This window comes from Tautonia plasticadhaerens, from assembly GCF_007752535.1.
Taxonomy (GTDB): Bacteria; Planctomycetota; Planctomycetia; order Isosphaerales; family Isosphaeraceae; genus Tautonia; species Tautonia plasticadhaerens.
The window spans coordinates 5,952,958-5,976,189 of the sequence record NZ_CP036426.1 but is presented as its reverse complement, the minus strand read 5'-3'; the positions used below and the strand labels follow the sequence as shown (position 1 = coordinate 5,976,189).

The 23,232-nt window shown below is 67.1% G+C and carries 21 protein-coding genes; 4 read left to right on the top strand and 17 right to left on the bottom strand.

The window, feature by feature from the left end:
* Window positions 1–199: 199 nt before the first annotated feature.
* Entirely contained in the window at window positions 200–2,995 is a 2,796-nt protein-coding gene (locus ElP_RS23965; protein WP_145274102.1) for a primase C-terminal domain-containing protein, read from the bottom strand.
* Here ElP_RS23965 and ElP_RS23960 point away from each other — a divergent pair.
* Window positions 2,994–4,184, top strand: coding sequence for a P-loop NTPase family protein (locus ElP_RS23960; RefSeq protein WP_145274099.1), 1,191 nt, complete (start codon window positions 2,994–2,996; stop codon window positions 4,182–4,184). The two genes, ElP_RS23965 and ElP_RS23960, sit on opposite strands and share 2 nt — an antisense overlap.
* Window positions 4,185–4,268: 84 nt before the next feature.
* Window positions 4,269–5,129 (top strand): DUF5131 family protein, encoded by an 861-nt coding sequence (locus ElP_RS23955; RefSeq protein ID WP_145274096.1) that lies wholly within the window; start codon window positions 4,269–4,271, stop codon window positions 5,127–5,129.
* Here the strand turns inward: ElP_RS23955 and tcmP are convergent.
* The 3 genes from tcmP to ElP_RS23940 form a co-directional block, all read right to left on the bottom strand.
* A complete protein-coding gene (gene tcmP, locus ElP_RS23950; RefSeq protein WP_197446324.1) occupies window positions 5,110–6,276 on the bottom strand; it encodes a three-Cys-motif partner protein TcmP in 1,167 nt (388 codons plus the stop codon). The genes ElP_RS23955 and tcmP overlap by 20 nt on opposite strands.
* A gap of 170 nt (window positions 6,277–6,446) precedes the next feature.
* A complete protein-coding gene (locus tag ElP_RS23945) occupies window positions 6,447–6,902 on the bottom strand; it encodes a nucleoside deaminase (protein ID WP_145274091.1) in 456 nt (151 codons plus the stop codon).
* A 41-nt stretch (window positions 6,903–6,943) separates the two neighbouring features.
* Complete coding sequence (locus tag ElP_RS23940) at window positions 6,944–7,420, bottom strand: cupin domain-containing protein (RefSeq protein WP_145274088.1); 477 nt, start codon at window positions 7,418–7,420, stop codon at window positions 6,944–6,946.
* Between the two features lie 185 nt (window positions 7,421–7,605).
* On the opposite strand from ElP_RS23940, the gene ElP_RS23935 reads away from it, so the two are divergent.
* A complete protein-coding gene (locus ElP_RS23935) occupies window positions 7,606–8,025 on the top strand; it encodes a hypothetical protein (protein WP_145274085.1) in 420 nt (139 codons plus the stop codon).
* 304 nt (window positions 8,026–8,329) lie between these two features.
* Entirely contained in the window at window positions 8,330–8,899 is a 570-nt protein-coding gene (locus ElP_RS23930; protein WP_145274083.1) for a hypothetical protein, read from the top strand.
* A gap of 200 nt (window positions 8,900–9,099) precedes the next feature.
* Here ElP_RS23930 and ElP_RS23925 read toward each other — a convergent pair whose 3' ends face one another.
* The 13 genes from ElP_RS23925 to drmA all read right to left on the bottom strand — a co-directional run bounded on the left by ElP_RS23925 (window position 9,100) and on the right by drmA (window position 23,179).
* Window positions 9,100–10,089, bottom strand: coding sequence for a plasmid pRiA4b ORF-3 family protein (locus tag ElP_RS23925; RefSeq protein WP_197446323.1), 990 nt, complete (start codon window positions 10,087–10,089; stop codon window positions 9,100–9,102).
* A 78-nt stretch (window positions 10,090–10,167) separates the two neighbouring features.
* Window positions 10,168–10,512: a TfoX/Sxy family protein gene (locus ElP_RS23920; RefSeq protein ID WP_145274080.1), complete on the bottom strand. Its 345-nt coding sequence runs from the start codon at window positions 10,510–10,512 to the stop codon at window positions 10,168–10,170.
* A 1-nt stretch (window position 10,513) separates the two neighbouring features.
* A complete protein-coding gene (locus tag ElP_RS23915; RefSeq protein ID WP_145274077.1) occupies window positions 10,514–11,233 on the bottom strand; it encodes a DUF2293 domain-containing protein in 720 nt (239 codons plus the stop codon).
* Window positions 11,234–11,278: 45 nt separating this feature from the next.
* The gene (locus ElP_RS23910; protein WP_145274074.1) at window positions 11,279–11,629 is read right to left on the bottom strand and encodes a hypothetical protein; all 351 of its coding nucleotides are present in this window, start codon (window positions 11,627–11,629) and stop codon (window positions 11,279–11,281) included.
* 16 nt (window positions 11,630–11,645) lie between these two features.
* Window positions 11,646–12,458 (bottom strand): HNH endonuclease, encoded by an 813-nt coding sequence (locus ElP_RS23905; protein ID WP_145274071.1) that lies wholly within the window; start codon window positions 12,456–12,458, stop codon window positions 11,646–11,648.
* A gap of 30 nt (window positions 12,459–12,488) precedes the next feature.
* Window positions 12,489–12,683: a hypothetical protein gene (locus ElP_RS23900; RefSeq protein ID WP_145274068.1), complete on the bottom strand. Its 195-nt coding sequence runs from the start codon at window positions 12,681–12,683 to the stop codon at window positions 12,489–12,491.
* 12 nt (window positions 12,684–12,695) lie between these two features.
* Window positions 12,696–13,265 carry a hypothetical protein gene (locus ElP_RS23895; protein ID WP_145274065.1) on the bottom strand — a complete coding sequence of 190 codons (570 nt, stop codon included), beginning with the start codon at window positions 13,263–13,265 and terminating at the stop codon, window positions 12,696–12,698.
* On the bottom strand, window positions 13,252–14,148 hold the full coding sequence (locus ElP_RS23890; RefSeq protein ID WP_145274062.1) for a ParA family protein: 897 nt from the start codon (window positions 14,146–14,148) through the stop codon (window positions 13,252–13,254). Before ElP_RS23890 ends, ElP_RS23895 begins: the two co-directional genes overlap by 14 nt.
* Window positions 14,149–14,441: 293 nt before the next feature.
* Entirely contained in the window at window positions 14,442–16,199 is a 1,758-nt protein-coding gene (locus tag ElP_RS23885) for a DUF262 domain-containing protein (protein WP_145274059.1), read from the bottom strand.
* 73 nt (window positions 16,200–16,272) lie between these two features.
* Window positions 16,273–16,866: a hypothetical protein gene (locus tag ElP_RS23880; RefSeq protein ID WP_145274056.1), complete on the bottom strand. Its 594-nt coding sequence runs from the start codon at window positions 16,864–16,866 to the stop codon at window positions 16,273–16,275.
* A gap of 60 nt (window positions 16,867–16,926) precedes the next feature.
* Window positions 16,927–17,718: a DISARM system phospholipase D-like protein DrmC gene (drmC, locus tag ElP_RS23875; protein ID WP_145274054.1), complete on the bottom strand. Its 792-nt coding sequence runs from the start codon at window positions 17,716–17,718 to the stop codon at window positions 16,927–16,929.
* A complete protein-coding gene (drmB, locus tag ElP_RS23870; RefSeq protein WP_197446322.1) occupies window positions 17,715–19,586 on the bottom strand; it encodes a DUF1998 domain-containing protein in 1,872 nt (623 codons plus the stop codon). The genes drmC and drmB overlap by 4 nt, the downstream gene beginning before the upstream one ends.
* Complete coding sequence (drmA, locus tag ElP_RS23865; RefSeq protein ID WP_145274051.1) at window positions 19,583–23,179, bottom strand: DISARM system helicase DrmA; 3,597 nt, start codon at window positions 23,177–23,179, stop codon at window positions 19,583–19,585. Before drmA ends, drmB begins: the two co-directional genes overlap by 4 nt.
* Between the last annotated feature and the right edge of the window lie 53 nt (window positions 23,180–23,232).

Below are 23,232 nucleotides of genomic sequence, written 5' to 3'. Positions count from 1 at the left end.
ATAACCGCTATGACCTCGATGCCTCACTCACCATCCGCTCCAAGGCTGTGGATGGCGATCGGGATAGCGAGTTGGCCCGGTGGCCCTGATCGTCTTGCGAGACTGGGAATGCCGCAAGCATCGGGTGATCAAGGCCCCGGTGCGTCGGGGCGAAGTGCGGCGAAAGAGGCCCGAGGGGCTCGGTCCAGGACCGCCTCGGTCACCGTGCCAGCGTCCAACCGCCCCGTTCCCCCTTCTTGGCGAGCAGACCCAGTTGGGTGAGATGGGTGAGGTGATTGCGTACCTGCCGTTCCTTGACATCACCCAGGTGTCGAGCAAGCTCGGCGGCCGTAACGGCAATTTCTCCTACAATATCATATTTAGCGTTTATTGCCGTTAGCTCCCGGAAGGCCGAGAAGGTACGGGCCTCGGAGTCCTTGATCTCCGGGACGGGGATCGCCGAGAGGGGCAGGCCCAGGTTCTCGTCGCTGACGACCACGACGGGGACGCCCTGTTCGGTGACGCCTCGCCCCCGACCTACCGCCTGGAGCAGGGACGCCCTCACCAACGAGTTGTTCATCGATCGCCACGACGGGTCGGCGTAGCCGTGCCCATCGACCCGGATCAGCGACCCCTCCGCCGCCTTCCCCTCCCAGCGGCGATTTCCCCAGCCCCCGTCCTTGCCGGCTGCGTCGATCCGCCCGGTGCGAACAAGCCAGTCCCGCACGGCTGCGGGGGGCACACGGGGAGTGCCGAGGACCAGGATCAGGTCGCAGTCCATCCATGAATTGCTGGCCCGGTCCTTCCCCGAGCGGAAGTACTCCTTGCGGGCGATGCGACTCGACCAGGACGGCTCCAGCGATTCCAGCGCCGCCAGGTGGCCCCGGTGCGTGATCACGCCGACCTTCCGGGCGTCGGGATGCCCGGCGATGAGGCCCCGGACGAGGCCCCGGACGACGTTCTCCGAGGTCTTCTGGGTCACGTCCGCCGACGTGTACTGCACGGGCGGGACTCGATATTCCGGCCTCCCGGCGGGGGTGCGGTCCTGGACGGGCCGCCCGAGCATCTCCTCCAGGAGCGCCCGGTCGCCGGTGGCGTCCTCGAACCAGGCGACGGCCCCCTCGGGCGGATCGACCTTCCACACGCCGACCAGCGCCTTGTGGTAATCCCGCCTGCCGCCGGTCTCCCCGTCCTTCGCCTTCGTGTACGTGTCCTCGACGACCACGCAGAGGTGGGCCAGCTCCCCGCAGGCGTGGGCCAGGGCCAGGCGCAGGGCGTCCCTGTCCGGGTCGATGCCCGAGGCTCGCATGGCACGGTAGAGCAGGTAGTCGCAGCGTTCCGGTCGCCGGATCGGCTCCTTGCTTGGGATCGCCCTCACCCTCGGCAATTCCGACTTCGCCCCGTCCCGCTCGGCGGCTCGGAAGTGTTCGACGACGGCTTGATCTTCCAGCTCCACGACGAGTCCCTGAGCGGACCGGGCCAGGTGGCGGGTAAATACCACCTTTTGCACGTCGCCCAACTGCTCGGAGACCTCCACGGCGGCCCTGGCGAGCCGGACCACCTGACGCAGGTGATCCACGTGGGACGCCTGCGGGCCGACGGGCCTGGCCGTCACCTTGACCATGGGACGCAGCAGGGCCAGCGGGTCTTCGTGGATGAAGACGACGGGCCTGCCCTCGGCGATGGAGAACCCGCCGCTGGAGGCCCGAGCGTGGGTGGCGACGGCGTGGGCGGCGTTTCGTGCCCGTTCCCGTCGCCGCTGGTACTCGCAGGACCGCTGGTGCGGGCAATCCGGGCAGACGGCCTCGCCGACGTTCAGGCCGGCGTCCAGTGCCATACGGGCTTCCCCGGAGCCGCCATCAGACTCGAACTTCCGGCAGGTCGATGCGTCGATGGGCGGGTAGGAGGCGGCGTCCAGCCCGGCCCCGGCGAGTGCCTGGGCCAGCTCCTCGCAGGCGTGGTGGGTGGGCAGGACGGTCAGGCTCTTGCCCGCTTCGAGCATCGCAGCCCGGTCCGCCGTTGACTTGCCCACGCCGGTCATCGAGCCGTCGTAGAAGACGGAGCCGGGCTTCCCGAGGCCCTCAAGCCGGGCCTCGGCGAGTGACTCCCTGAGCCGGGCGAGAGAGAAGATCTCCCCCTCCGGCTCTTGGTATGGCTCGTGGACGACGTTGAGCAGCGTCCCCCGAGGCATCCCCTTGGCGTGGACGTGACGGTAGGCGTTGCGGACGACTCGATCGACCTCGCTGTCATCCAGCGGTTCGGCGGTGCGGGCGTTGAGCATCCCGATGGCGGCCAGGAGATCGTCCTCCTCGGGGTCGTATTTCTCCACGAGCCGGGCGGCCTGGCCGAAGAGTCGTATGTTTCGCTCGCCGTCGGAGGGGGGCTCTACTTCCTCCAGATAGGCCGTCATCCGGGCCTGGAGATTCGTCTGGTGTTCTTCACCGAATAAAGGAAACGTCTTTGCGGCCGGGGACGCCGACCTCGCCGGGCCGGGAAGCTCCGGGGACGGTCCCAGGGGCGGCAAGGCCGACAGGATCTCGTCCAGCTCGTACCGCCGGGAGGGATCGGCCTCGGCGATCGTCGCCGGGGCCGGGTCACCGTTGACATTCATGAACCCAGGCAGTCGCATGACCCTGGCCGGGTCGTGGATGCCGGGGTCGGAGCCCAAGGCCCGGATGAGCAGCTTCTGGATCACCGTCCACAGGGACAGGTCGATGATCGGTTCAAGGAGCCTCCAATACAGGTGGACCCCGTGCCCGGAACCCACCGTCATCGTGGGGGGCGGCAGACCGGCACCGAGGGCCGATTCCACGGCGGCCTCCACGCCGATGTGCTCCAGGTCCGAGAACAGGCAGCGGGCCAGCCGGACATCATTCCGGGACGACCCGCCGTGGCGGGATCTGGGGTTCGCCGAGCAGTAGATGTTGAGCGGGTGTCCTGCAACCACCCTGCACGCCCGTTGGCCCCCCTCCAGTGCCGCCCTCCAGGTCGTGACCACGCCGGAGGGGTGGTTCATGGAGGCCAGATCGGGCAGGACGGATTCCAGGCCCTCAGCGGCCACCCACGGGTGGAAGCGGTACTGGCGGCGGGTCTCACGCCAGCGGAACTACGTCTGGGGCGAGACGGGGGTCGGGAAGACCTTCAGCATCGAGAGGACGCTGGAAGAGGCCCAGGATCGGGGCATCCGCAGCTACCGCAAGCTGGAGGGCAAATGCACCCCGGTCGGCCTGTACGAGCTGGCGAGGGACTTCCCCGACCACATCCTCTTCATCGACGACGACCCGATGCTGGTGCAGGACCGGCTGTCGCAGCAGATCCTCCTGCACCTCTGCGGCGACGGGCGCATCGACCCCGAGACGGGGAGGAACGTCAGGACGATCTCCAACGTCAAGTCCAAGGGCCGTGAGCGATGCCAGTTCACCGGCTCGGTCGTCATCACGAACAACGTCCGGCTGGCGAACATGCCGGTGCTCCGGGCGCTCCAGGGCCGGATTCGCACGTACCACTTCCGCCCCACCACGAGCGAGCTGGTGGCGATGCTGCGGCACCTGGCCGAGGTGGTCGATTGCTACGAGGTCGATCTGGAGGAGCGGCAAGAGATCTGCGAATTCATCATCTCGGAGTGCGAGCACTCCCAGCAGCAGCTCGACCTCCGGCTCCTGAAGCACGCCATCAGCGACTACATCCAGTGGAAACGGGGCGAGGTCAAGCTCCACTGGAGGCATCTCGTCGTTTCGAGCTTGCAGGATCACTTCTCGCCCGCCCCGGCGATCAACCGAGAGGACCGCAAGCACCTGGAGCAGGACCGGATCGTGGACCTCATCGAGGAAGCGGCCGAGGCCGGAGTGAGCAAGGAAGCGGTGGTGGAAGGCTGGATGGCGTTCAGCGAGAAGAAGAAGACGGCGTTCTACGACCGCCTGAAGGAATTGCCCGAGGAGATGCAGCGGCAATATCAGGCCCTCCCGGACAAGCGGACCGCCGCTTCGGCCGAGGAGCAGGCCCCGGACCCGGAGACTGCCTATGTCCACGAGCTGATCGAGGACGCCGAGGGCTTCAGGAAACCCTCCCGTTCCATGGTGCTCAAGGTCTGGACCATGGTCACCAAGCGATCCGAGGCCGAGTTCCAAGCCCTCCTCGGTCGCCTGTCCCCGCCCTGGAGGGCTCGGTACGACGCCCTCCCCGAGAGGCGGTCCGACGTGGCGTGAATGGGTTCCCCGGACGACCACGGCAAGATGGACAAGCCGTGGACGTTCTGGCAAAATGTACACTGACAAGGGGCCATCCGACTCATGAGCAGCAAGACCAAGATCCAGTGGTGCGACTCGACCGTCAACCCGACGATGGGTTGCGACGGCTGCGAGATCTGGGGGGCGCAGCGGAAGACCTGCTACGCCGGCACGCTCCACGTCCGCTTCGGCGGCGTCACGCCCGGCTATGCGCCCCGGTTCGAGGAAGTCACCCCCTTCCCCGGCCGGGTCGCCGAGGCGTGCGGCTGGTCGGACCTGGCGGGGAAGCGGAGGGCCGACAAGCCCTGGCTCGACGGGATGCCCCGGCTGATCTTCGTCTCGGACATGAGCGACTCGCTCTCGGCGGCGGTGCCCTTCGATTTCCTGCGGGACGAGATCATCCCGAATGTGATCGGCGAGCGGGGCCGTCGGCACCGCTGGCTCTGGCTGACCAAGCGGCCCGACCGGATGGCGAAGTTCTCGGGCTGGCTCGACGATCAAGCGATCGAGTGGCCCGAGAACCTGTGGGCGGGCACCAGCGTCACGTCGCAGGCAACCACGTGCCGCATCCGGCACCTCGTCCGGGTCGGCGACGAGCGGACGGTCCGGTTCCTCTCCGTCGAGCCGCAGGTGGAGGCCATCGACCTGTCGGCCTGGCTGCCCCGGATCGACTGGGTGATCCAGGGCGGCGAGTCGGGCCGCAGCGCCCGGCCATTCAACATCGCCTGGGCCGAGTCCCTGATCGATCGATGCGGCGAGCGGGGCGTGCCGTACTTTCTGAAGCAGCTGGGCTCGCACGTCGTCGAGGGCGGGCGGCGGCTGAAGTTCGCCGACGGCCATGCGGGCGACTGGGACGAGTGGCCCGCCGGCCTGCGGGTCCGCCGGCTCCCCGCCTCGGCGACGGTCAGGGCCTCGGTGGGATGAACGGCGCCCTGGCCAGGAGCACGTTGTCGTTGATGCGGGCCTTGCCGGTGTCGCTGTGAAGCCTGCCGGATTTGAGCAGGTCGCCGATCGCAGCGTTGTGGTCCTTGATTTCGTGCCGCCCGAAGTGGGCGAGGAGGCCCCTGAGCCGGAGGGCCTTTCGGGAGAGGCGACCGTCCTCGGGGACCAGGGCGAGGAGGCCCTTCCGCAGCTCGGAGAGGTCCGGCACCTCCTCATCGGGGGTGAGGTCGAAGAGCGTCCCCTCCGTGAACTCGGCCCCGAGGAACTCACGCCGGGCCTTGCACATGGCGTCGTTGATCAACTCCAGGCCGTCCTCGTGGCGGGTCGCATAGATCAGGTGATACTTCGGGACTCGGTGGTGATACTTCGCCTTGATGGCGCAGCTGGCGACGTACCGGAACGACGGCAGCATCCGGCCCATGTACTCCGAGGTGAGGCGGCCGAGTTTCTGCGGGAAGTCGAGGTCCGGGTCGAGGGCGATGGCCCTCCAGTAATCGCCCCCGGCGATGGCGTCGAGCGTGGCCAGCTCGACGGGGCCGGCCGAGGCGTCTTCGAGCTGGTCGAGCGGCTCGTCGGCCGTCTCGGCGGGGATGTCCTGGTGCCGCTGCAAGGCCGCCAGCGCCCACCGCATGAACGTGGCCGAGTTGAAGTTCAGCAGCACCTCGACGCTGGAACTCGACGAGCGGATCTGGTCGTAGACCGCCTTCATGCGGTCGAAGACCAGGCCCCGGACGCTGTAGGGATCGACGTAGAGGAAGACGGTGTGGTTGCGGGCCAGGGCGGCGATCTCGGGGAGGTGCTCGTCGAAGGTGCCGGTCCGGGGCTCGGCATGCTCACCGTATCGGTCGAGCACGGCGACGAGGTAGCGATAGTTCTCGGGGTCGGCCTCGATGAACAGGCCCCGGATCGGGACGCCCTTGGCCCGCCATTTCTCGATGGTCGAGCCGATGATGACCGGCGAGCCGGGCTGCCCGTCGCCGAACTCCCCCCGCCCGGCGAAGCAATCGACGACCAGGATGGGCCTCTTCAGGGTGTTGACCTTGGGGACGTAGGGTTCGAGGTAGTAGCCGAGGATGAAGTCCTTGTACCTGGACCAGTCCCGCTTCTTCCCGAAGAAGTCGCCCATCATGCAGTCCTCTTCGTCACCCGAACACTCGATTACTTCGTCATCGTCAAGTCCGGCCAGCCCGTCAGCTCCTCGCTCGTTCTCTCCATCTGGGCATTCAGGCAAACTTGAGCTTGCGGACATGCCCGAGCGATCGTATCCGTCAGACGTGAGGCGGACACCAGACTGCCCTTCTACTCGCCGATGTCCTCATCCCAGAGGTCGGGCCTGGCCCGGATGAACTCCTCCATCAGCCGGACGCATTCCTGGTGGTCGAGCACCTCCAGGACGACGCCCCGTGACCGCAGGTAGTCCTCCGGCCCCCGGAACGTCCTATTCTCGCCGATGATGATCCTCGGGATCTTGTAGAGCAAGGCCGTGCCCGAGCACATGTCGCACGGGCTGAGCGTCGAGTGTAGGGTGGCCCGCCGGTAGCCGCTCGCCTTGAGCCGCCCGGCGGCCTCGATGGCGTCCATCTCGGCGTGGAGGATGGCGCTGCCCCGCTGCACCCGGCGGTTGTGGCCCCTGCCGACGACCTGGCCGTCGATGACCAGGACCGAGCCGATGGGGATGCCACCCTCGGCGAGCCCGGCCTTCGCCTCGTCGATCGCCGCCTGCATGAACGGGTCTCGGAGTGAGGGCTCGGCCATGGTCGGTCCTCCGGCGAATGAGGCGATGATCACCACGGGGATCAGGCCGGCTCGGGCACCCGGATCTCGATGCCGTACTGCGGGGCGACCGCCACGAGCTTCTCGATGTCCTCGGGCGTGGGAGCGACCGCATCGCCGTCCTCGTCGCTCGCCGCCCGACCCACCTCCAGGAAGTATCGCTCCAGCCCGGCGGGCGTCACGACGATGAGCATCCGTGCGGGCCGGTCGCCGACGTTCTTGAAGTGATGCAGGCTGCCCTTGGCGAGCGTGACCCAGGAGCCGGCCCCGGCGGCGATGTCTCGCCCATCGACGTGGAAGGCCAGCTCGCCCTCCAGGACGTAGAACGCCTCGTCCTCCCGGCGGTGGATGTGCGGCGGCGGTCCGCCGCCGGGAGGGAAGATGGCCTCGACCAGGGCGAAGGCTCCGCCCGTCTCCTCGCCGCCGGCCTTGATGGTGTAGCGGTCGCCGACGACCCAGACCGTCCGGCCCTCGCCCGCACGCAGGACGATGCTGTTCATGAATCCGCCTCTCGTAGCTTCGGCTCGTCTGGGACGGGAGCCGTCATCGGTCCCGTGATCCCGGACGGATCGGTAGGATACCACGACCGGCGTCCGTTCACCCCGGACGACCCCGAACCGATCCGCCGCATGACGCCTCCGATGGGAGGAGTCCCGCATCGCCCGGACGAGGAGGCACGGAGCCGATGAGCACGCTGGTCGTCGAGGTCTGCGAGGTCAAGGCCGTCCACCCGCACCCCAACGCCGATGCCCTGGAGTTCGTCACGGTGAAGGGATGGCAGGTCATCGTCCAGAAGGCGTTGGCCCTGAAGCCCGGCGATCGGGTCGTCTACTTCCCGCCCGACACCGTGATGCCGCCGGAGCTTGCCGAGCGGCTGGGCATCGCCAAGTACCTGGCACGGCTGCCCAGGGAGATCGACGGCAGCCGCAGGCCGGGCCTGCTGGGCGTATTGCCTACGTCTTCGTGGACGACAGAAGGGTCGTCGGGTTCTCCATGGTCGGTGAGGCGTCGAGGCACGCCAGGACGCTCGCCCAGGGGAGATGGCCGATGCCGCTGCGGGCGCCGGTCTCTCAAGCCGGACGTTGATGTTGAGGGGGAGGACTGATGGAGTATTCCACTTTCAGTTCGCAAATGGAATCGTGGTACTCCACCTGCACCTCGCCGGGCGGTGACGATGGAGATGTCCATGGGGGCTCGATCTGGTCGGCTGGTGACGGATGGAGGATTGCGAGGCGGATATCACCCGGAAGGGCAACCTCTCGGATCGTCGAACGGGCGATCCCGACATGGACACACCATGTGGGGTTTCGTCAAAATTTATGCAGTTATTGTATTGTAAGTTTTTCGATATTAGAATAGGTCGGCTGCCCAGGAAGGCGGCACAACAAAGGCCAAGGAAGGCAATCAACATGACGTGCAAATTCAGCAACGCCACCCACTCCCCCGGCCCCGAGTTCGGCGAGCCGTGGAATCAGTGCGACTGCCCGGCAAGCGACCCGCTGGCCAAGGTCCAGATCGTCCGAGACGAGGAGGGCTGGTGCCTCATCGTTCAGGATGGCCCAGGCCATTGGTCCCGTGTCGCCGGGTCATTCTCATCGAGGCGTGAGGCCAGGATGAGGGTGCAGCAGGGGATCGATCTCTGGGCCACACTCGGGGACTCCAACGGTCTCCCAACTCGGGACCGGCCGCAGCTCTGTGACCCTGCCGGGAGTGGAGGAGACCTTGCTTCTGATCGTCAACAATTGATCGGCTCGGTCCAGTCCTTGAAAGACAAACTCGCTGACATGATGAGGACTCTGGCCGGATACCTCCTTATTACAGAAGACGAACTGAGGAAAGCCACGTGTACGCATTATTTAATGCTGTTGTTTGACGGACGAGATGTAGCCCAGGAAGCACACGAAATCGACAGCCAGTTCCGGCTGCTGGGAGAACTCGTGTGGACGCTCGATGCGATCGATCCCGGCATGGTCCTTTGATGCGACGTGTCGGTTGCAGCCGTGGTCTTCGTGCCCGCCGATGAGGAGGCCCCTGCACGGCGGGGATCGAGTCGTAGCCTGCCCCGACCGGCGTCACGGCTCTCCGCTGGCTGTTCCGACAACGGTGATTGCCCGGCTGATCACCTCGTTCTCGGGGGAGCCGGCGGGCCTCTGGGTGCTCCTTTGTGACGGGCGGTTCGCTATCGCAGCCGCCGGAGGTTCTTGTTCACGGCGTCGGGGTCGAACGCCTCGGGGTCGAACTCCCCCCGCCACTCCAGGAACTCCTCGTGCTGCTCGTGCTCGGGGTCTCGGATGGCCTCGGCGAACTCCATGTAGCCCCACGGCCCGCCCAAGTCCTCCGGCGGGCAGGCCCGCTTGCCGTCGATGCAGGCCGGGTAAGTCATCCCCTCCTCCGGCGACACGACCTTCTCGACGAGCACCTCGTGCTGCCAGTTGTCGCCGAAGTCGTAGGTGTAGCGGAGCTTCGCCTTCGCCTCCGGGGCGACTTGGCCGAGCCTCGCCCTGCTGGCGTCCTCCATGTCCAGGTCGGCCATCCCCCTGGGGTCGGTGTAATGCTCGCCGCCGACCTCGAAGTCGTAGAGGTGGTAGTTCTCCCAGCCCATCGCCACCTGGATGACCTCGTGGAGCATGGACAGCGAGCAGTCGGGGACAAGCAACCGCCGCCAAACCGGCGGCCGGATGTCCTTGAGGGTGACCTTCAGCTGGTAGACGGAGCCCGCCGCCTTGGCAGCCTGTGACTTCGGCGTGGTCCTCTGTGACTTCGGGGCGGCCCGTTGGGGCTTCCCGGCCTGCTCCACTTCGTCGATGGCCTGGTTCAGCCGGTCGGTGACCTTGCCGGTCACCTTCAGCAGCTTCACGGCGTCCCGGCCCTCGGCGTCGAGCAGGGCCTCGGACAGGGCCAGGCAGATGCGGGCCAGCTCGTCCATCGTGAAGGGGATCGATTTCGTGGCGGTCGAGGGGATGTCCAGCTGCTCCTTCAAGCCCACATCCAGGCCGGGAGCCCCGGCGATGACGGCCCGCTCGGAGCGGCCGAGCTTCAGGTCGGCCGCAAGGGAGCGGCTCTCCGGCTGCGCCAGGACGCCCGCTGCGAAGGTTGCCAGCATGCCGGCGGCGTCGGTCATACTTGCGGGGGGCGGATCACCGGGGCTGCTGGGCTTCTTCCGGGCCATCGAGTCACTCCTGGTGATCCTGAGAGGCCGCCGAGGCCCGCCCCAACCGCTCGGGAGGTACAAGACGAGCGACCGCCCTTAACCTGGCCTCGACGAGGATTGCCCGGCCCGGATCGTCTCCTTGGCCCATGATAGCAGGGCCTCGGGGTCGGCGAGCACCTGGAGCGGCACCTCGTAGTAGGACTTCAAGGTCTGCCGCTCGTTGGGGCGGAACGGCCCCATGCCCCTGGCCAGGTAGTCGCCCTTGGAGCCCTCGTCCACCTTCAGGTAGAGCCGACCCCCGTAGGCGATGGCGAAGATCGTGTCCCGCCAGTACAGGCCGTGGCCCCCGAACAAGGGCCGGGCGGTGACCTCTCCGAGGCCCGACAGGCGGTCGAGGATCTGCTGCTCGAAGCGGTCGGCCGCCATCTCAGCCCCCTTCATCTCATCCGGCTCCCGCCCTCGGCACCAGCGCCTTCTTCAGCGGGCAGTCAACCCCGACCGGCTCTCCCCGGCGATACCGCTGCAACAACTCCTGCGACCGCCGGGCGAGCATCCGGCGGACCTCCCGCCGCTTCCCCTTGACCGTGGGGATCGCCATGCCGTCGTAGCCGGTGGTCCGGTGCCGCATCCAGGCGATCACGGCGGCCTCGGCCCTCTGCTCGACGGGGATTCGCTCCGTCCGGGAGACCGTGCCGCTGCCGACCGGCGTGGCGTGCTCAGTGACCGCCCGTGCGAGGCGGTCGGCCAGGTCGGCGTGACCAGGGTGGAAGGCGAGGAACGCAAGCACCGCCCCGTGGAAATCCTCAACGTACCCGGCCTGGTCCACCTCTCGGCGACGTGAGGCCGCCTCCTTCCGCTTGGCGTAGCCCTCGGTTGAACGCTCGGCCTCCAGTTCGGCACGAATCCGATCGATCGTCGCCGACGACGCCCAGACGCCCCTGTAGAACATCCTGCGGCCCACCTTCTCCTGCACGACCCAGTGGTCCCCGGCGGCCTTGACCCGGCGGGTGAGCCCGGCGTCCCCTGGCGGCAGGAAAACCCAGCCCTCCGGCACGGTCACAACCCTCCCGTCGGAGGCCCGCACGGAATTCGGGGTCGGTCCTGGTAGGCAAGTTCGGCCATCCTTTCCTTGATCGTTCGCCACCACTTCCTCCAGGATCATCCCTCGGGCTTGTGCTCCCTAGCATCCGATGGCCGTCGTCACGGGTCAGCGTCCCTTCCTGGTCGCCCGGAATTCCGATTCGTCGCCGCTGTGGAAGACGATCATCCCGTGGAGTTCGTCGCCGCTCGCCACGGCCCAGCCCCGCCCCTGCGCCGGGTCCATCTCGTCGTTGCCGTCCCAGGTGCATTCGAGGGCCGGCTTGCCCTCCCGTGTCCCCGGTCGGCAGTCCATGCTCCCGTGGACATAGCCGAAGTGGAACTCGCCGCTCCCTTCGCCGTCGAACTCGAAGTAGCCCTCTTCCTCCTCGTCAACGAAGTCCTGATCCCAGGCGCTCATCGAGGTGATCCGCCAGCGACCGGCGAAGGGGGACGGCGGCTTCGACTTGGTTTTCGCCATGGTCCACCTTCCCAGTTCATTGGGACTTCGGCTTCCACGGAATCGCCGTCGCACCGCTCCACACGCCCTTGATTGCCGGGAGGTCGGCCTCGGCCAAGACGGCGTTGAGTCGGTCGGTCACCGCCTGCTTCCTCGCCTCGAAGTCATGGTACATCGTGTGCTGCCTGAACCCGCAGGTGCATCTCTCCTCGTCGATCTCCCCGAATCTGACGAGTGAGGTATAGAGACCACGCAGATTCCTCAACTCGTGGTACAGGGCTTCGAGCAGCATCCGCCACGCAGGATCGGTGAAGTCGGCCCGCCGCTTGGTCAGCGTCCGACCCTGGACAGTCCCCGTGTTCAGGAGGCTGATCAGATCGCCCAGCGACTCGGCGAACTTCTTGTAGCTCCCGCAGCTCTTCAGCGCATCCTGTAGCGCCGCCCGGTCGAACTGGGCGCTGTACTCTTTCAGGGCGTCAAGGTCGGAGGGGCTCCTCCCGCCCGAAGTGGATTCGATCTCTTGGAGGGCCTCCTGCTCGGCGTCCCGCCTCCACCGGAGGAGCAGGCTCTTCGTGTATCTCCCCTCGTCGTTGTCCACGAGCTTGGCGCAGGACTGGCAGAGCCAGATGCCGTTCCTGATTCCCTTTCGGTCATCCGAACTCATCAAAGGATCGTATCGGGGACCGCCGGCGGAGGCTGCGGTGATGTGGGCCGCCACGCCGACGAGGACCGACCTCGACGGCTCGCTGTGCGGGCCGCTCGTCGCCTTCCGGCACGAGGGGTTCGAGCAACGTTGCCCGACCCGCTTTGCGAGGGTCTCGATCGTTGGCCTCGTGAAGTCGTCTCGCATCGATCCCTCACGATCTCCTGGGGCGATCCCTCAGCCGAGGCCCAGGCGCCCCGTCTCGGCTTCGAGGCTCTCCCGGACCGCCTTGAGCCTGATCTCCCTCGCCGGGATGTCCCCGACGACCCTGGTCGTCACGTAGTCCCACCAGCGGCGCCTCGAACTCCGCTTGTCTAGGAAGCACCACCGGGCGAGGTAGTTCCATCGCCCTCCAAAGCCGTGTCGCTTCACGTCGGTGTCGAGTTAGTCCTTGTCTGATTCAGCAGCGGAGTCCACCGATGGCGATTCGGCCGAAGGCTCAGTTCTGCCTGGCTGTCGTTCGGCATGCGGCCCGACCTCGGGCATGCCGCCCTTGCCAAGCATCTCGGACGCCTCCGTCGCCGGATCATCCGAACCAGCTGCTCCTTCACCTCCCCTGTCTCTCAGAAATGCCGATCCTTGGCTGAGCGACCTCTCCGAATAGGCGACAATCGCCTCGATGAGCGCCGATCGGTCCAGGGACTTGGCCGCTTTACCTTTGATGATTCGCTGTAAACGAACGACGCCCGACAAATCTGATGTCGGCATGCCGTCCAGCATGCGAATCAAGCCGTCACGTCCATGTGCCTGCAGCTGCGAGACGGGGTTGAACGTGGGCTTCGTCTCGGCGGGCTTCCTCTCCTTGAGGCCCGCCTTGAGCTTGTCGGAGAGGAGGATCTCCTGTAATTGCTCGGCGAACTGCGGATCGTCCTGGGCCTTCTTCACCACGCAGCGGACCAAGGCGCCCAGCTTCATCTCCAGGGCCTTCAGGGTCTCCCGATCATCGCCCCGCATGATCCATGAACTCCTTCGTCAGGTCGATGACGTACTGGTAGAGGTAGCGGTCTCCCGACCTCGACCGGCCATACTTCTCTTTGAAGCTCTTCGGCTTATTGTCGGTGAGGGGAACGTCGGCAAACGTGTTGGCGAGCGGGATGACGGTCTTGAAGATGGGGGCCGGGGGGAGGCCCAGTTTGGCGAATACCCTCGTGAACCGGGCCGGCAGGTTGTTGATTCCTCGGACATGGGCCTCCGACCGGGAATAGAACTTGGTCACGACCAAGCCGAGGCAACGGATCTTGAGCAGCGGACGCTCCCTGCTGAATTGCTCGATCGACTTGACGATCTGGGGGATGCCGTAGGTCGAGAGAGTGTCGGGGATCGTCGGAATGAAGAAGTAATCGCTGATCTCGATCCCGTTTCGGGTGATGAATCCGAGATTCGGGGGGCAGTCGATCAGCACGTAGTCGAATTGTCCTGGGACATCGTGTATGGCCGCCTTGAGCACCTCCATCGGGGTGATCGCATACCCCAGCTTCACCGGGATCTCACTCATGCGATCCTGGACGTTGATCAGTCGGATGCTGGATGGCAGGAGGCTGAGGCCGTCGAGGCCGAGATTCGAGACCCCTCTCTGGATCGCCCTGCGGATGTCGAAAACACTCGTGCCGTCGAGTTTGTCCTGGAACAGCTGGAAGATCGTGAGGCCCTGGTCGTCGAGTTCCTCCCAGCGCTCTTCCTCGATCAGTGATATCGTCGCATTGGTCTGCGGGTCCAGGTCGATGACCAAGACCCGCTTGCCGTACTCGGACACCAGGCACTCGGCCAGTTGGACGGTCGTCGTGGTCTTGCCCACGCCGCCCTTGAGATTGATCAGGCTCACGACGATGGGAGGCATAGAGAGAATTCCTCGCCGACCGGGAGTTGAACAACAACACCGAATCTAGCAATTAAAGATGGATGTTCGGCTTACATCACGATCGCCGTCCTGTGCGTCCCTCAAGGAGCGGTGGTCGGGGATCAATCCCGATCCCTGACGCCCTCATCCCGGATCGAGCGTGATGCGGCCATGCAGTCTACACTTCGTGCAAACTTGAAACAAATGCCTCGGGCCAGCGACGGTATATCTTGACCGGTCCGATCGGCGGGTCACCACGGACCAGAAGGTATGGCTGGCTCCGGGCATCGAGATCAGGGCTCGGCGGCATTCGCTCCGAGGATATTCACGATCCGGGAGCGGAGGGCACAGCTCCGGGCCTCGTAGAACTCCCGGAACCCGGCGATCGACTCGGGCAGCTCGCCGAGGAGGTGGTTGTCGCAGTAGTTCGTCCGGGAGGTCGGCGAGAGCGACCCGCTGATCCATTCCGACGGCATTGCGGCCTGCTTCTCGACGTTCTCCGCTCCCTCAAGCAGCTGGAGGTTCGGCAGGCAGTCCACCATCTCCTTGAACGCCTCGATGTCGCCCTCGGGCACACCCGCCCTCTGCAACCTCGCCCTGGTGAAGCGGGACCGGGGGAAGACGTGATCGATGTGGAAGTGGTGGTTCGTCACGTCCACGAACGGGAAGAGGAGCGTCAGCAGGGCGAACAGCCGCTTGTCGCCGTACCGCATCTCGACGAGTTCGTCGATCTCCTCGTCGCCGAACATGAGGGACTTGCCCCGCCTGGCCATCGCCTCCTGGAGCTTCTCCACCGGGAAGCCGTCCTGCCCGTGCTCGGCGATGACCTCCCGGATGGCGGTGAGCAGCGTGTCCAGACCACTCCCCCAGATGCCCGACGCCTTGAGCAGGCTGCGGATCAGCCACGTGCGGATCGCCTCACGGTCGTGGGCGAAGCCGCCCTTCGTGACGTAGTGACCATCGAGATTTCGGCGGTTGATGTAGTAGGCGATCGGCAGGATGGCGCTGTCGGCCCGCAGCGACTTCTCGTGGAAGCCGAAGCCGGCCAGCAGCTGCACGGCCACCTTGAGGGACCGCTTCACCTCGGGCCACTTACCTTCGAGGGCCTGCATGTTCTCCCGGCTGAAGTTCTCCACCTTGAAGCCCACGCTGCCGATATCCGCCAGCATGAGGCCCGCCTTGAGCACGAGGTCTTGCGAGAAGGCGAACCCCTCGCCCGTGTCGTTCAGCTCATCGACGAGCGTGTGGATCTCCTTGCGGGCGTCCCCCGACCACTGGGCGACGGCGATGGACAGCAGCAGGTCGGAGTACGAGAGGACCGTCCCGCCGCTGTTCATGCGGATGAAGATGTTGAGCACCTTGTCGAGGTTCTGGCTCTTCTCTTCGTAGTACGAGATCAGGTTCCGGTTGTGGACGACCTGGAAGAGCTGGTCGAGCGTGGAGAAGGCCCGGTCCAGCCTCTCCTGCGGCAGTCGCTCGTTGAGCCACCTCAGCATCGGCGGCCCGCTCTGCATCCCGAGGATGTCGCCGACCTTGAACCAGCACTCTCCTGGGATGGCGGAGCCGGCACGCTCCTCGGTGAGGAACTCGAAGCGGTACTCCATCCCGCCCTCGTCGGCACCGCCCTCGTCGGCCAGAAGGTCGAGGTACAGGTGTCGGACCGGGTAGGCGTTCGGGTTGTTCTTCCACTTGTAGGGGAGTCGCCACGCCATCGAGCCGCAGAGGCCGATGTTCAGCGCCGTGAGCCGCTGCTGGCCGTCGAGGACGGCCTTGAGGTCCGTCTCGTGGAACACGGGGAGCTGCGGGCAGTGGGGGTTGTCACGCTCGTGGTAGTTGCAGACGAAGGCGTAGAACTTGTACCTGCTGCTGTTCGAGCGATCGACGTTCCAGTACAGGAACGTGCCGAAGGGGTAGCCCTGCATCAGGCTGTCGAAGAGGCGGGCAATCTGCTCCGGCTTCCAGACGAACTCCCGCTGGATCGCCGGGAGGACGAACTTCGTCTGCTGGATGGCCTGGAGCGTCTCCCTGATGGTGCCGCCGGTCTGATACATAGTTTCTCAATCCTGGTGCGGTGGTGATGAGCCCAGCACTCGGCGACGAGTGTCAAGGGAGGGTTCGGCACCTTCAGCCGTCGGTCTTCCTGTCGTCGATCCATTCGAACAGGCTCGGTCCGCTGATGGTCTCTCCGCCCTTGCGGAACAGGTCCAGCTGGATGCGGACGTAGCCGACTCGACTCCAGATCTCCTCGAACAGGTCCGAGCTTCTCTCGAAGTCGAGCCTGCCCGGAGGGCCATCGACGGAATCATCCCGATAGGCCAGGATGCGGTCGATGGAGTCGCCCTCGCCGAGTCGCAGCACCCGGATCTCGGATTCGGCGAACCCGAGGCCCTTCAGGGCATCGACGACCGGTCCGACGCTCGCCTCGCTGCCGGGGTGGATCGTGACCCGCTGGATCATCTCGGTGTAATCCGACTTCTTCCAGCCCAGCTTGGACTCCACGTCCTCGTTGAGCTGCCACTCGCAGGCGAACTTCGCCTTGTCGAGGGAATCCCGATCGCTTGTCCAGCGTGTCCCGTCGGGATAGTCGATCCGGCAGTGGTGGATCTTGAACCTCGTCTGTCGCTCGATCGAGAGCTTCGTCGTGCCCGTGGGGGACTGAAGCTCGGCCTGATACCAGCCGGGCGAGATGCGGCGCCATTTTAGGCTGGGGATGTCCAACGGGCTGGCTCCGATGTTCCAAGACCGGTGAGATCGACCCTCCACGAACTTGCAATCGCTTCAGATCTCCCTGAGGTGCCCGTCGTGGACGAGCTGGTCGAACTGCCGCTCCACACGACTCGGCATGGACCCGCCCCGCACGAGCATCCCCAGCTCCATGTTGATCGTGAACGCCTGCCGGGTCAGGTTCGCCGAGGAGAGGAACATCCACTCGCCGTCGGCCACGGCGCACTTGACGTGCAGGATGCCGACCTTGCCGTTCTCCCCGACGGTGCGATTCTCCTGGGGCCAGAAATAGACCGTGGAGCAGCCCGCCACCTCCTGCCCCAATGCCCGGATCGTGCTGTATTCGCCCTGGCCCTCGATCCGATCGGGCGTCTCCACGACGACGGTGAGCCGGACGCCCCGGCCCGCCGCTTTCACGAGGGCCTTCGCCACGTTGGGTATCTTGTAAACGGCGAAGCTCACCAGCGTGATTCGGGTCCGGGCGGCGTCGAGCACCTGGAGGATCGCCTGCTCGGTGCGGCGGAACGGCACGACCCCGGCGTCGGGTCCGGTCCAGATCGGCTCGACCGACTGCGAATCCCGATGTGCCCGCTCCGCATGGGCCGCCGTCTGGATCGCCACGGCGACCGTCCGGGCGTCGATCTCCCCGGACTCCTCCCGCCACCGGTCCACGAAGGCCAGCGCCAGATCCCGGTGCTCGTGGTGGGCGATCCGCCGGGCGACCTCGGACCGCAGCGAGCCCGCCGGGCAGGCGAGGATTGCCGAGGCCAGCGCCTCCACCGTGCCGCCGGGCAGGCCGCACGCCAGGGCGTAGGATGCCTCGACGATCCACCGCTCCGGGGTCATGGCTCGGGCCTGAAGAAGGAGAGGGTCGCCCGTTCGACCGTCGGCACCAGCGCCGACCGGTCCAGGTACTTGTTGCCCCGCTCGCAGGAGGTCTCAGGCAGGAACGAGCAGGCGTGGCAGGACGCCCCGTGCAGCTTCTCGCCGCCCCCGGCCGGGTGCTCCGAGCAGAGCGGGTCGGAGGCGCAGAGCCCCATCTTCTCCAAGGCCCGGCGGATGTGCCGCCCGAGCTTGTCCGGCTCGCCCAGGGCGCAGAGGCCGCCGAGCGTCCCCTCGCTGTCGGGCGCCGAGGTGTAGATCAGCACGCCCGCCATCGGCTCGCCGTCGGCCGGGTTCCTGGAGTAGATCCGCTCGGCGATCGAGGCGCTGGTGTAGCCGCACTCGATGGCCAGCTGGCGGATCAGGGCGTGGGCGAACGTGTGCAGCAACACGTAGCGGATACCGGGGTAGCCCGTGTTCGGGTCGAGGCCCTTGCCCATCCGCCACGCCTGGTGGGCCAGCTCGAACTCCCGCTCGAAGGCGTGGTTCCGCCCGGCCCAAGCCCCGATCGCTGGCTCGGAGAACTGGAAGAAGATTCCCTCGCCCCGGGTCTCGCAGGCGGGCAGCCACGCCGGGTCTCTGCGGGCGAGCCTCCCCCGGTTTTCCGGGGGTACTTCGGCGGGGCTGTCGAAGTCCCGTGGCGACACGAGGCGGGTGAAGCCGACGAGCGCCCGGACCTCACGCAACTTCTCCACGAGGACGACCTTCTCGAACGAGGCGGCGTAGTCGGCGGGGGGCTCCACCGGGCGGAGCTTGAAGCTGCGGCTCTCCTTGGCCTTCGACGGGTTGGAGAAGACCCGCCACTCGGGCGACTTCAGGTCGGCCGGGTCGTCGGGCTCCTCGACCGTCCCCTCGGCCTTCTTCTGGATCGCCTCCCAGACCTGCTCGTCGCCGTACTTGTTCAGGTCTTTCAGCTGGCCGATGAGCCGGAACGCCTTGAGCACCTCGGCGCTGGTGACCTTCTCCAGCACGACCCAGTTCTCCTCCACCAGCCTGCCGAGATCGTCGGTGGCCTGCGGGACCGACAGAGCCGAGATCAGCATGGGGAACCAGAGGTTCGACGCCCCCTGGAGCATCGGCTTGACGTGCTCCTGGTCGCAGCCGCCGGGGTCGAAGTCCCGCAGGTGGGGCCGCCTCCCCCGGCAGGCGGGCATGGACGTGCGGTTGTTGGGGCCGAACGCCTGGCCCATCCGGCGGCGGGTCTGGCACCCGTCGCACTTGACCTCCACGTCCAGGGCCTCGCCGCTGGCCCCGACCTCGTAGAGGTAGAGCAGCCCCTTGCAGTCGATCGAGCCCTGGTGGATGAACTCGATCCAGGGGAAGTCGTCCAGGTGGCCGTGCTCGCAGGTCACCATGAAGCGGGCGGGGACGACGAGATGCGTCCCGATCCTATTGTTTCTGTGATTATTGCACGTATGGGTGTAGCTCGCCTTGTCCGGCCTATAGGCTGGCGTCTTCGGCTCGAAGAGCCCGGAGCTGATCGGGGCCAGGAGGCGGCAACCGGAGCAGACCATCCAGCGGGGGAACGGGGCCACCGGCACGCCGATCTGGCGGGATTCGTCGAACCAGTTCGTCTGCGACCCCTGGGATTCCTCCCCCCGAGGCGGCGTCAGGAACCGGGACACCTGCGGCCCCAGGATCGACCGGGCCGAGCGCAGGAGCCGCTCCTCGGCGATCTCGGTGGCGTGGGCGGCCTGCCAGTCGTCCAGGCCCATGACGAGCACCGAGAGGTTCGGCAGATCGACCAGCGAACCGACCCCGAACGTCGTGAGGGCCTGGCTGGGCCGGACCTCCCCGACCTCCGACCTCCTCATGTGGCTGGAGAGACTCATGCGGTCACCTCCCCGGCCCCTTCCGGGGTCGTTTCGGCTTCCCTGGCGTTCACCTCGTCGAGGCCGCCGTCGCTGACGATGAACTTGACGCCCGGCTCGACCTCCCGGAGCGAGTTGAGGCAGGTGAACTCCTGCCAGCGGTCCATGCCGGGGCTGTGCAGGAGCTTGACGGTCGTCCCCTTCTTCGGCCCGTCCGGGCCGTAAGGCTCGGTGTAGGTCAGGACACGGCCTCCGGTGTCGTTCTGGGCCTCGGCCTGCCAGAGGTCGGCCTTGGCCAGCAGCTCGGCCCGGCAGGAGTCGCCGGTCTTGGAGCCGTCGCCGATCAACTCGGCCCGCCGGGCAATCGCCTCGATGGCGTCCTGGACGTAGGGGTTGCTCGTGCTGATCCGGGAGGCGGTCTCGTTGGCGTTGAACTCGGTGCCCCGCAGCCGGACCATCGAGACGAGCAGCCCGGCCAGGCCCCGCTGCAACGCACCGGGAGAGAAGGGCGTCACCGAGAGCGGCTCGACGTGCTTGTAGAACGTCGAGTGGTAGTGCTCGAAGGTCTCGTAGTGCGAAAGGTCTCTCGGCCTGGCCCAGTTGAACACGGTGACGACCAGGCCGGGGAAGCTCCGGCCGACCCGGCTGGTGGCCTGGATGTACTCGGCGGTCGCTTTGGGCTGCCCGGCGACGACCATCAGCCCGAGCCGCTTCACGTCCACGCCGACGGAGATCATGTTCGTGGCCAGCAGCACGTCGAGCGGCTTCTTGGGGATGTTCTTGTAGTCCTTGGTCTTGAACGCCTCCTTGCGCCGCTCCTCCAGCTCCGGGTCGAAGACGGCCTCCAGCCGGTCGAGCGTCTGCGGGATGTCCTCCGACCGCATCCGGCTCGTCAGCTCGCCGAGGTACTCGCCGTTGAAGAATCGCTTCGCCAGGCCACGGCGGTCCTGCTTGCGGCAGCGGGTGAATACGTCGTCGTCCACCAGGCGGCGCATCCCGCCGAGTTCCCGCATGGAGTTGAAGTAGCCGACGAGCGTCATCCAGGGATCGACCGCCCTGCCGTGCTTCTCGTAGAGCGACTGGGCCGAGCAGAGGAGGGCCACGTAGACCCGGATCAGGGCCGCCTTGAGGCGACGGCCGGGGGCGCAGATCCCGAGGTAGAGGCGGCCGAACTCCTCCGCCGAGGGCTTCCGCTGGACCGAGAAGAAGTTGTCCCGCACGTCGAGGCCCGGCGGCGGGAAGACGTTGACCGTCCGCAGGAAGAGGCTCCGCACCTGCACGTCGGCGTTCTTGATCGTCGCCGTCGAGGCGATCACCTTGGGGCGGACCTTCTTGCCGCCCACCTCCCAGGTGCAAAGGTCGTCGATCGCCGTCTCGTAGAGGCCGACGAGCGTGCCGAGCGGGCCGCTGATCAGGTGCAGCTCGTCCTGGATGATCAGGTCGGGCGGGCGGAGCGGCGGGTGCTCGACGAGCCGGGCCGAGGGGAGCCCCATGTTCGACCGGGGGTGGAAGGTGGAGTCCACGATCTCCGGCGACTTGAACCCGTGCCGCTCGCAGCGGCCCGTGACCCGCCCGAAGAGCATCTGGACCTCGCCCTTCCACGGCATCTGGGCGAACTTGTCCACCGTGGCGATCAGCAGGGTCGGCAGCCGCCGGTAGATCTCCTCGTCCACCACGACGACCGGCAGGCCCTCGTCAGCGGCCTGGCGGCGGCTGAAGAGGCACTGGCCGAACTTGTCGCCGCAGTAGGTGATCGTGCGGGCCGGGCCGTGGGGATACGGCTTGGCGTCGAGGTGCTTGCCGGCCTCGATGGCGCTGCCGCACCAGGGGCAGGTGGTGAGCTGGTACGGCGTGCCGACGCCCCCGCCGACGAACTGGTTGCCTCGGGCCTGCTTGATCGCCTCCACGGCGTCGTCGGTGCGATTCGGCGTGGTGCGGCGGCCGACCCAGAGGCCGATGCGGAAGGGCGTCTTGCCCCAGCGGGCGTCCCCGTGTTCCAGGGCCTTGCGGCGGATCGACTCGCAGGCGCAGAGCAGCGCCGTGGCCCGCTGGAACTGCTGGATGGTCAGCAGCCGGAGCGTGTACCGCATCAGGACGGCCACGCCCTCCTCTCCGACCCGCCCGGCGACCGTCCCCTGCAACCGCCGCAGGGCCATGGTGTAGGCGGAGAGGCCGAGGTACGCCTCGGTCTTGCCGCCGCCGGTGGGGAAGAAGAGGAGGTCGGCCAGGGCCTCGGGGCCGACGCCCCGGTCGTGGTGGTCGAGCCGGGTGACGCCCGGCAGGTTGAGCAGAATGAAGGCGAGCTGGAACGGCCGCCAGCTCCGGTTCTCGGGGAGGTCAACGTCCTTCTCGAACTCGAACTGTTCGCCCCGCCGGACCCGCTCGGAGGAGATCGTGTGCGTCCGCTGGAGCCACATGGCCCGGTTCATGAAGCCGAACGCCTCGAACGCCTGCCGGTCGTCGGCCAGCAGTTGCAGCCCTTCCTCGACCCGCTTGAGGGTCAGGCGGCAGTTGTCGATGGCGACCCGGCCGGCATCGCCGAAGTGGGCGAGGCCCTCGGCGGGGTCGTCGAGCTTCGCCTCCTCCCGGTCGATCCAGTCCCGGTAGGCGGCGACCAGCGGGGCCAGCATCGCCGGGAGCTTCTTGGCGTCGGCCTCGGCCAGCGTCCTCATGTCGAGGGCCAGCCCGGCGAGCCTGCCGAAGGCGGGGTTCTCGTCGGCGTCGTCCTCGGTGGGCGGGGCGGTGCGGGGGACTTCGTGCCTCGGCACGACCTCGGTCTCGATCCTCGACGCCGTGCCGGGCGAGCCGTCGGCGACCTCGGCGTGGACGCTGACGCCGTGGCCGACGGCGAACTCGACGTGGCGGCGGTAGAGCATCGCCGTGAGCCGCTCTTCGAGGTCGTCGTTCGGGCCGACGGCGCCCCGCTTGCGGAAGATCGCCCGGTCGCCGGCGCCGGTGACGACGAGCTTCGGCTGGAAGACGTGGGACTCGTCCTTGGGGCGGCCCTCCTCCTGGGCGTTGACGAGGAAGAGCGTGACGGCGAAGTGGCCGTCCCGCCTGCGGACCTGGCCCTGGACGGTGATGTCGGGGAACAGGGGGTCGGGGGCCGTCGGCCGGACCGGGCCGTCGGCCAGCGGGACTTCGACGACGCCGCCCCTGGGATACCGCTTCCAGACCCGCAGCGGGTTGCCCCGGTGGTCCTCCCGGTCGTCCCGCTTCTCCCGCCGGTACTGGCCCCAGGAGGCGGCGACCCGGATGGACGGCTCGCCGTCATCGACGCAGAAGGTCAGGCCGAAGGAGGATGGCAGGTGGGCCTGGGCCACCGGGATGTCGGCGTCGGTGGTGCCGTCGTCGGCCGAGTCGCTGCCCCCCTCCGAGAGTTCGTCGGGGATCAGGGGGGTGTCCTCGTCCTCGTCGTCCTCCGCCGGGGGCCGGGCGGCGGGTGGAGCGGCTCGGCTGGGGGCCAGCACGCCGACGAGGTAGCGGTCCCGCACCGTGCGTTCGGTCAGCTCCTCATCCTCGTCCCCGGCCGGGCCGAGCAGGTCGCCCAGGACCATGGCTTCGAGTTCGGCCCGGAGCTGGTGATGGGAGGGGGGCGGTGTGGACTGACTCATGAGTTCCTCGCAGGCGATCTTTCTTGCCAGATGGTCGATAGAGCAGGCCCCAA

What these genes read in the sequence shown, in the direction of transcription:
- ElP_RS23935 (WP_145274085.1), top strand. Translation starts at nt 7,606, where the DNA reads ATGAGCACGCTGGTCGTCGAGGTCTGCGAGGTCAAGGCCGTCCACCCG.
- ElP_RS23965 (WP_145274102.1), bottom strand. Translation starts at nt 2,995, where the DNA reads ATGAACCACCCCTCCGGCGTGGTCACGACCTGGAGGGCGGCACTGGAG.
- ElP_RS23925 (WP_197446323.1), bottom strand. Translation starts at nt 10,089, where the DNA reads ATGGCCCGGAAGAAGCCCAGCAGCCCCGGTGATCCGCCCCCCGCAAGT.
- ElP_RS23940 (WP_145274088.1), bottom strand. Translation starts at nt 7,420, where the DNA reads ATGAACAGCATCGTCCTGCGTGCGGGCGAGGGCCGGACGGTCTGGGTC.
- ElP_RS23910 (WP_145274074.1), bottom strand. Translation starts at nt 11,629, where the DNA reads ATGGCGAAAACCAAGTCGAAGCCGCCGTCCCCCTTCGCCGGTCGCTGG.
- ElP_RS23915 (WP_145274077.1), bottom strand. Translation starts at nt 11,233, where the DNA reads ATGATCCTGGAGGAAGTGGTGGCGAACGATCAAGGAAAGGATGGCCGA.
- tcmP (WP_197446324.1), bottom strand. Translation starts at nt 6,276, where the DNA reads ATGATGGGCGACTTCTTCGGGAAGAAGCGGGACTGGTCCAGGTACAAG.
- ElP_RS23955 (WP_145274096.1), top strand. Translation starts at nt 4,269, where the DNA reads ATGAGCAGCAAGACCAAGATCCAGTGGTGCGACTCGACCGTCAACCCG.
- ElP_RS23930 (WP_145274083.1), top strand. Translation starts at nt 8,330, where the DNA reads ATGACGTGCAAATTCAGCAACGCCACCCACTCCCCCGGCCCCGAGTTC.
- drmB (WP_197446322.1), bottom strand. Translation starts at nt 19,586, where the DNA reads ATGAGTCTCTCCAGCCACATGAGGAGGTCGGAGGTCGGGGAGGTCCGG.
- ElP_RS23920 (WP_145274080.1), bottom strand. Translation starts at nt 10,512, where the DNA reads ATGAAGGGGGCTGAGATGGCGGCCGACCGCTTCGAGCAGCAGATCCTC.
- drmC (WP_145274054.1), bottom strand. Translation starts at nt 17,718, where the DNA reads ATGACCCCGGAGCGGTGGATCGTCGAGGCATCCTACGCCCTGGCGTGC.
- ElP_RS23885 (WP_145274059.1), bottom strand. Translation starts at nt 16,199, where the DNA reads ATGTATCAGACCGGCGGCACCATCAGGGAGACGCTCCAGGCCATCCAG.
- ElP_RS23905 (WP_145274071.1), bottom strand. Translation starts at nt 12,458, where the DNA reads ATGCGAGACGACTTCACGAGGCCAACGATCGAGACCCTCGCAAAGCGG.
- ElP_RS23945 (WP_145274091.1), bottom strand. Translation starts at nt 6,902, where the DNA reads ATGGCCGAGCCCTCACTCCGAGACCCGTTCATGCAGGCGGCGATCGAC.
- drmA (WP_145274051.1), bottom strand. Translation starts at nt 23,179, where the DNA reads ATGAGTCAGTCCACACCGCCCCCCTCCCATCACCAGCTCCGGGCCGAA.
- ElP_RS23960 (WP_145274099.1), top strand. Translation starts at nt 2,994, where the DNA reads ATGGAGGCCAGATCGGGCAGGACGGATTCCAGGCCCTCAGCGGCCACC.
- ElP_RS23895 (WP_145274065.1), bottom strand. Translation starts at nt 13,265, where the DNA reads ATGCGGGGCGATGATCGGGAGACCCTGAAGGCCCTGGAGATGAAGCTG.
- ElP_RS23890 (WP_145274062.1), bottom strand. Translation starts at nt 14,148, where the DNA reads ATGCCTCCCATCGTCGTGAGCCTGATCAATCTCAAGGGCGGCGTGGGC.